The sequence below is a fragment of the Streptomyces olivochromogenes genome, from assembly GCF_021538895.1.
In the GTDB taxonomy this organism is placed as follows: Bacteria; Actinomycetota; Actinomycetes; order Streptomycetales; family Streptomycetaceae; genus Streptomyces; species Streptomyces olivochromogenes_A.
The window spans coordinates 1-6,687 of record NZ_JADDRL010000222.1 but is presented as its reverse complement, the minus strand read 5'-3'; the positions used below and the strand labels follow the sequence as shown (position 1 = coordinate 6,687).

The 6,687-nt window shown below is 75.0% G+C and carries 6 protein-coding genes and 1 pseudogene; 1 reads left to right on the top strand and 6 read right to left on the bottom strand.

From position 1 onward, the window contains the following. On the top strand, window positions 1–953 hold a 953-nt coding region (locus IPZ69_RS46015; RefSeq protein ID WP_268835882.1), incomplete at its 5' end, for a glycoside hydrolase family 26 protein. A gap of 43 nt (window positions 954–996) precedes the next feature. Here the strand turns inward: IPZ69_RS46015 and IPZ69_RS46010 are convergent. From IPZ69_RS46010 to IPZ69_RS45985, 6 genes and pseudogenes are all read right to left on the bottom strand, one after another. After that, window positions 997–2,118, bottom strand: coding sequence for a GNAT family N-acetyltransferase (locus IPZ69_RS46010; protein WP_235460889.1), 1,122 nt, complete (start codon window positions 2,116–2,118; stop codon window positions 997–999). Next, window positions 2,115–2,765, bottom strand: a complete 651-nt coding sequence (locus IPZ69_RS46005) for a lipopolysaccharide biosynthesis protein (protein ID WP_235460888.1) — start codon at window positions 2,763–2,765, stop codon at window positions 2,115–2,117. Before IPZ69_RS46005 ends, IPZ69_RS46010 begins: the two co-directional genes overlap by 4 nt. Then, window positions 2,762–3,919: a glycosyltransferase gene (locus IPZ69_RS46000; RefSeq protein WP_235460887.1), complete on the bottom strand. Its 1,158-nt coding sequence runs from the start codon at window positions 3,917–3,919 to the stop codon at window positions 2,762–2,764. Before IPZ69_RS46000 ends, IPZ69_RS46005 begins: the two co-directional genes overlap by 4 nt. Continuing rightward, window positions 3,916–4,683, bottom strand: a complete 768-nt coding sequence (locus IPZ69_RS45995; protein ID WP_235460886.1) for a polysaccharide deacetylase family protein — start codon at window positions 4,681–4,683, stop codon at window positions 3,916–3,918. Before IPZ69_RS45995 ends, IPZ69_RS46000 begins: the two co-directional genes overlap by 4 nt. Then, the gene (locus tag IPZ69_RS45990) at window positions 4,667–6,415 is read right to left on the bottom strand and encodes a lipid II flippase MurJ (RefSeq protein WP_235460885.1); all 1,749 of its coding nucleotides are present in this window, start codon (window positions 6,413–6,415) and stop codon (window positions 4,667–4,669) included. The genes IPZ69_RS45995 and IPZ69_RS45990 overlap by 17 nt, the downstream gene beginning before the upstream one ends. Continuing rightward, window positions 6,412–6,687: pseudogene (locus IPZ69_RS45985) on the bottom strand (hypothetical protein); the annotation flags it as partial. The pseudogene IPZ69_RS45985 and the gene IPZ69_RS45990, both read right to left, overlap by 4 nt.

The following is a 6,687-nucleotide window of genomic DNA, read 5'->3' as shown; positions in this document are numbered from 1 at the left end:
CCCTGGGCCTCTCCCAAATGGCCGAGATGAGCCAGTGGCTGGGCGGGACCGAGCTGCGGGTCGCCCACACGTATCTGCCGGGCAATCACTGGAGCGACATCGAGGGGGAGCCCGGCTTCCTGGACCCCTGGGCGCAGTGGCGGCGCCAGAAGGACGACCGGATGCTCGTCCTCAACGTGCCGATGATGGAGCGCAACGAGGACGACCTCTCCGACGACGAGGTCCGCCAACTGCTGCGACAGGGCGCCGACGGGCAGTTCGACCAGCACTTCCGGACCCTGGCCGAACGGCTGGTGGAGCTGCGGGTGCCGGACACGATCGTCGTGCTCGGCTGGGAGATGAACGGCATCACCTACACCCACCGCTGCGGGCCGGACCCGGAGGCCTGGAAGGCGTACTGGAACAGGATCGTCACCGCCATGCGGTCGGTGCCCGGGCAGAAGTTCCGGTTCGACTTCGCGCCGAGCCGTGGCCGGGACGCCGTTCCCTGGACGGAGTGCTACCCCGGGGACGACACGGTCGACATCATCGGCATGGACTCCTACGACCAGCCGGCCGGGCTGTCGTTCGACGAGCAGGTCAGTGAGCCCTACGGCCTGCAGCATCAGGTGGACTTCGCGAAGGCCCACGGCAAGCCCATCTCGTATCCGGAATGGGGGCTCTTCCGCAACGGCGACAACGCCGAGTACGTACGGCGCATGCTCGCCTGGATGGACGAGCAGAGGCCGCTGTACAACACGGTGACCGACTACTGCCCGCACGGTGTGTGGCAGTGCCGGGCCAACCCCGAGTCGTCCGAGGTCTACCGGTCCGTCCTGTCCGGCAGCCGTACCGACGAGCCGACCCCGCAGTCCCCGGCCGAGTGCTCGCCGGTGGACCTCGGGGACTGGCTGGAGGACTGGCTCGGCGGGAAGCTGTGCGTCCCCGTCAATCGATGGTCCCACGACGGGTAGTGCCGCCGGGTGGCGGCGCCCGGGACAGGGACCGCAGTCCGGGTCAGGTACCGCCGCCCCCCAAGCGCTCCTTCCAGTGCCGCAGGACCGTCTTGCCCCGCTGCCGCGCGGCGGCGTCGCACAGCGCCGCCGACAGCAACGGGGCGGTGCGCCGCCGGGCCAGCAACAGCCGCTGGTTGGCGACCGGTTCGGGGCGCCAGTGCTGCTTGTACGGCTCGTTGCCGCGCAGCAGGCTCAGCGTGCCGTGGCCGCCCGTGCCGATGTGCTCGGCGCAGGCGTCCAGCAGCATCACCGCGACATCCGCCTTGCGTTCCCGCAGGCGCGGGTCGGCGCCGTACAGATAGCCGCCCGCCAGGCGCCGCGACAGCAGCGTGAGGTCGACGGCCACCACCTCGTCGTCGAGCCGGAACTCGGTGACCACCGCGTCCCCGGAGCGCACCATCGGCCCCACCGACCGCACCAGATGCTCGCGAAAGCGGTGGTGCAGGTGCTCGGACGTCACCTTCCGCCCCTGCCACTGCAGCCGGTGCAGCTCCAGCAGCCGGCGCAGCGCCGCGTCCACCCCGTCCGGGCGCACGACGTGCCGCTCCACGCCCAGCGCCCGCAGTTTGCGCAGCTTGGCCCGCACCCGCTGGGCCTTGCCCGGGGGCAGCCGGGAGACCAACTCGTCCATGGGGACGGCGGGCAGCTCCAGGCACACCGAGTCCCACACCCGGCGGCGCGGCCCGTTCCAGCGGTCGAAGACCCGCTCCACCGCGCCGCCCGGTCGTACCTCGCGGAAGTCGATCAGCGCGGTGCGGGCGGCCGCCGACAGCCCCTCGGTGAGCGTGGCCACGGCCTGCCAGCCGGCCGTGTCGTCGAGCAGCACGTCCGCGTAGTCGGAGATCGCCCCGCCGAGCGGCACCAGCGTGGGCAGGGGGCGGAGCACGAGCATCAGCGGTGCGGCGGCCACCAGTTCACCGCCGGACCGCACCAGCACCAGCCGGAGCCGTCCCGGTCTGCCGTACGACAGCCACCACGAGTACAGCCAGGCGTGGCTCTGGAACGGGGTCGCCGCCGCGCACCGCCGGTACAGCCGGTCCCAGGCCGGGGCCAGTGCGGCGAAGGCGCGGTCGTCGGTGACCAGCTCGATGGTGCGGGTCGCGGCGGGGGCGTGCGTCGTCACAGGTGTCGGTGCGCGTCGGCGGCGACGGCCGGGGCGGGCACGGTCACCGCGCGGGGAATCCCTTCCTCCGGGGCGCGCCGGGGCCGTACCAGGAGCACCAGGCCGCCCAGCAGCCCGCCCGCGCTCGCGCCCACCAGGCCGGTCACCTCCGGGGAGGCCGAGGTCGGCGTGGTGGGCTCGACGGCGCGGGAGAACTGCAGGAGTTCTACGTGCGTGCCGCTCTTGGTGGCGTCGGCGTGCCGGGTCAGGGAGCGGGCGACGGCGTTGGCCATGTCCCGGGCCCGGTCCGGGCGGGCGGAGGTCGCCGAGACCGAGACCATCGGCGCGTCCGGCGAGGTCTGCGTCCGCACGCTGCTCTGGAGCGTGCTCACCGGCACCCCCGCCCACCGCTGCGCGTCCCCGAGCACGGCGAGCTGCGTGGCGACCCGCCCGTAGGCCTGCGCGAAGCCCAGCGCGTCGGCGGGGTCGGACCTCTCGGTCGGTACGACGACGAGGTAGCTGGTGGCCGTGTACGTCGGCGTCCTGAGCATCCCGTACGCGCCGCCGAGCACGCCGCCGAGGACGGCACCGGCCGCGAGCAGTGACCAGGGCGGGACCGCACGCGGGAAGCGGGCGGCGCGGCGCTGTCTGCTGGTGTTCTCGGTCATGGGGAACTGACTCCCTGAGGGGATCGGGTCGGAGGGATCCCGCCGGCGACGGCCGCCGTGTAGACGTCCATGAGCCGGGCGGCGCTGCGGGTGGCGCAGTAGTGGCGGGCGGCGTCCGGGGCGGTACGGGGGCCGGGCCCGGCGGCGTGGGTCGCGGCGAGCGCGCGGGCGTACTCGTCGGGGCCGCCGCGGACCCGGCGGGCGTCCGGGGCGGCGGCGGGCGGCAGGTCCTCGACGGCCGGGCAGGAGGCGTAGCGCACCGGGAGTCCGGCGGCCAGCGCCTCGACGACCGCGAGTCCGAAGGCCTCCTCCGGGGAGGGGGAGGCGAGCACGTCCATGGCCGAGGTGAGGGACGGCAGGTCGGGGCCGGGGGAGCCGTCCGGGGCGTAGGGCCGCTCGCCGGTGAACAGCACCCGGTCGGCGACCCCCGCCTCGCGGGCGACGGCGCGCAGGGCGCTCTCCTCGGGGCCGCCGCCGACCAGCAGCAGCCGGCAGTCGGCGGGGAGCCGGGCGAGTGCCCGGATCAGCACGTCGAAGCGCTTGCCGGGGGTGAGGCGTCCGATGCCGCCGACGACGTACGCCTCGTCGGGCAGGCCGAGCCGGCGGCGGGTGTGCAGGCGGCGCACCGGGTCGAAGCGGAAGCGGGCCAGGTCGATGCCGTTGGGCACGATCTCGATGCGCCGGCCGGGCACGCCCCAGCGTTCCAGGCGGTCGGCGACCGTGGCGGAGACGGCGACGGTCGTCCGGCCCAGCCGCTCCCCGGCCAGGTACAGCGCGCGCACGCCCGCCGTCAGCCGTCGGCCCTCCATCTGCGAGTCGCCCAGGGAGTGTTCGGTGGCGACGACCGCGCGGACCCCGGCGAGCCGGGCGGCGATCCGGCCGTACAGGCAGGCCCGGTACAGGTGGGTGTGGACGAGGTCGTAGCGGCCCTGGCGGACCACCCGGACCAGGCGGGGCAGCGCGGTCAGGTCGCGATTGCCGGTCATGCCGAGGTGGACCACCCGCACGCCGTCGGCGGCCAGCCCTTCGGCGACCGGGCCCGGATTGGTGAGCGTCACGACGTCGCTCTGCACCGGCAGATGGCCGAGCAGCAGCCGCAGTTGCTGCTCGGCGCCGCCGGTGCCGAGGCCGGTGATGATGTGCAGGGCCCTCACCGCAGCCCCTCGACGGGACGGCGGCGCAGCCGGTGCAGCCGGTACTTGAGGAGGAGGCGTACGGCGGTGTCGTTCTGCCCGATGTGCACTCGGGGGAGGGCGTGGAGGCCGCTCAGGGGGCGCGGGTCGATGGCGCACGCGTAGGTGTATCCGGCGTCCCGTACGGCGTCGACGGCGCGCCGGTCGACCGTGCCGTACGGATAGCAGAAGCCCTCGATCGGCATGCCGGTCAGCTCCGCCAGGGCCGCCCGGCTCTCGACGGTCTCGGCCTTCAGCGTGAGGTCGTCCGCGCGCGTGAGGTCGACGTGGGTGAGGCCGTGCGAGCCGATCTCCACGCCCTCGGCGGCGGCCCGGCGGATGCCGTCCGCGGTCAGCAGCGGCTTGCGCGGGCCGAGTACGTCCCAGGCGTTGTCCCCGCCGAGCCTGCCCGGCAGGACGAACAGGGTGGCGTTGCAGTTCCGGCGACGCAGCACCGGAAGGGCGTGGTCGAGGAAGTCGGCGTACCCGTCGTCGAAGGTCAGCCCCACCAGGCCGCGCGCCTCGCCGCGGGCGCGGGCGGCGAGCAGCTCGGCCACCGAGACGCCCCGCAGGCCGCGCCGGCGCAGCCAGGCCAGCTGCTGGTCGAGGCGGTCGGGGGTGACCGTGATCCGGTACGGGTCGCAGGAGCGGTCGCCCACCGAGTGGTACATCGCCATCCAGGGGACCGGGCCCGGGCGCGGGGCGCCGCGGCGGGCGACGCGGGGGTGATCAGCGGAAGCGGCCATGGGCGACCCTTCGGATGACGGTACGGAGGAAACGGAGGGAACGCAGCGCGGGGGCGAAGCCCTGGGCGCCCAGGACCCGGCCGAGCAGGACGAACACGGCGGCCGTGGTCAGGGCGCCGGCGGCGAGACCGGCCGGCGGAGCGGGGAAGGCCGCGGCGGCGACCGCCCCGGCGGCCGTGGCGACGGCGGCGGCCCACAACGGGCGGCTCAGCTCGCGCAGCACGGTCCCGGTACGGATCGCGACGCCGCGCGGGGTGGCGTGTCCGGCGTCGCGTATGCCGGCCAGCAGGAGCGCGGCGGTGAGGGTGATGCCCAGGGCGTTGGCGGCGGCGATCCCGGTGACGCCCCAGGGGCCCACGGCCAGGGCGCCGGCCCAGGCGGTCACGGCGATGCCCGCGGCCATCGCGCCGACCGGGTACCAGGTGGCCCGGCCCGCCGAGAAGTAGGAGCGGACCAGCGCGCCGGTGAGGGTCTGGCCGAGCAGCCCGAGCGCGTACACGCGCATCACCTGTGCGGTCGCGGCCGTGTCCCGGGCCGTGAACGCGCCCCGCTGGAAGAGGAGTTCGACGATCTGCGGGGCGCAGGCCACGACGACCGCGGCGCCGCCGAGCACCAGGGTCGAGGCCAGCGCCAGATCGCGCTCCACCCGGGTGCGGGCCCGCTCGGTGTCGCCCTCGGCGAGCGCCCGCGACACCACCGGGAAGGTGACGGTAGACAGCATCAGCGAGAGCGTCATCGGGATCTGGGCCACCTTCTGGGCGTAGTTCAGGTGGGAGATGGCGCCCGGCGGGAGGGGGGAGGCGAGGAAGCGTTCGATCAACACCTGGGACTGGCGGCACAGGGCGAACAGCAGCACGGTGGCGATCAGGGCCACGCCCACGGGCTGTGCCCCGGCGGCCGTGTCACCGGCCGGGGCGGGTGTCGCGGTACGGCCCAGCCTCCGCCACAGGAAGGGAAGTTGTACGGCGATCATCAGGAGGCCGCCCATCGCGACGCCGAGCGCCGCCGCGCGCACCCCCCAGCGGCCGCCGAGGACGAACATCGTCGTGATGATGCCGGTGTTGTAGGCGACGTAGATCGCCGCCGGCGCGAGGAAGCGGCGGTGTGCGCGCAGGGCCGCGCTGCAGTAGCCGGCGAGCCCGAAGGTCAGCACGCAGGTCGCGGTGAGCCGGGTGCAGTCGACGGCGAGAGCGGGGTCGGGCAGGCCCGGCGCCAGCAGCGCGACCAGTTGCGGGGCGGCACCGATGAGCACCGCGGACACCGCGACGAAGGCCAGCGACAGCTTCGGGAGCGTGCCGGCGACCAGCGAGCGGACGGGGTTGCCGGGGGCGCCCTGGGCGCGGCGGGCCAGCGCCAGGCTGAACGCCGGGATCAGCGCGTACGCCAGTCCCTCCTCGATGAGCAGGGTGGCCGCGAACTCCGGCACGGTCCAGGCGACCAGAAAGGCGTCCGTGTCCCGCCCCGCCCCGAACAACCGGGCGAGCGACTGATCCCGAACCAGCCCGAGCAGCGCCCCCGCGACCGAGAGGGACGCGGTGATGAGGGTGGCCCGCGCCAGAAACCCACGCGAGACCGGGGCGGACGGGGCGACTTGGGCGGTGGCGGACCCGGCACCTTCGCCGGCCTCCACCCCGGCCTCGGCACCCGCCCCACCCCGGGTCGGCGGCACGCCCGCCGCGTCGTCGGCTTCCGGGTCGGGAGCGTGTGAGCTGTGCGAAGGGGACACCGTCATCGGACCACGGCCTCCCGGACACCACCGTCATCCCCGAAACCCCGGTCGCCACGGCCGAGTCCGCGCCCGCCGCCACCGAGCCCCGTCCCGCCGCCGCCCAGTCCGTTCCCGGCGTCGTCCCGTGCGGTTCCGGTGCCGCCGCGTCCCGTCCCGGCACGTCCCTCGGCGCCGTCCCCGGCCAGCGCCCACCACCCCGCCAGCCCGAAGCCCACGGCGGTCAGCACCGTCGACGGGCCGCCGATGTCGGCGTAGCCGAAGTCGATCAGCTGCCA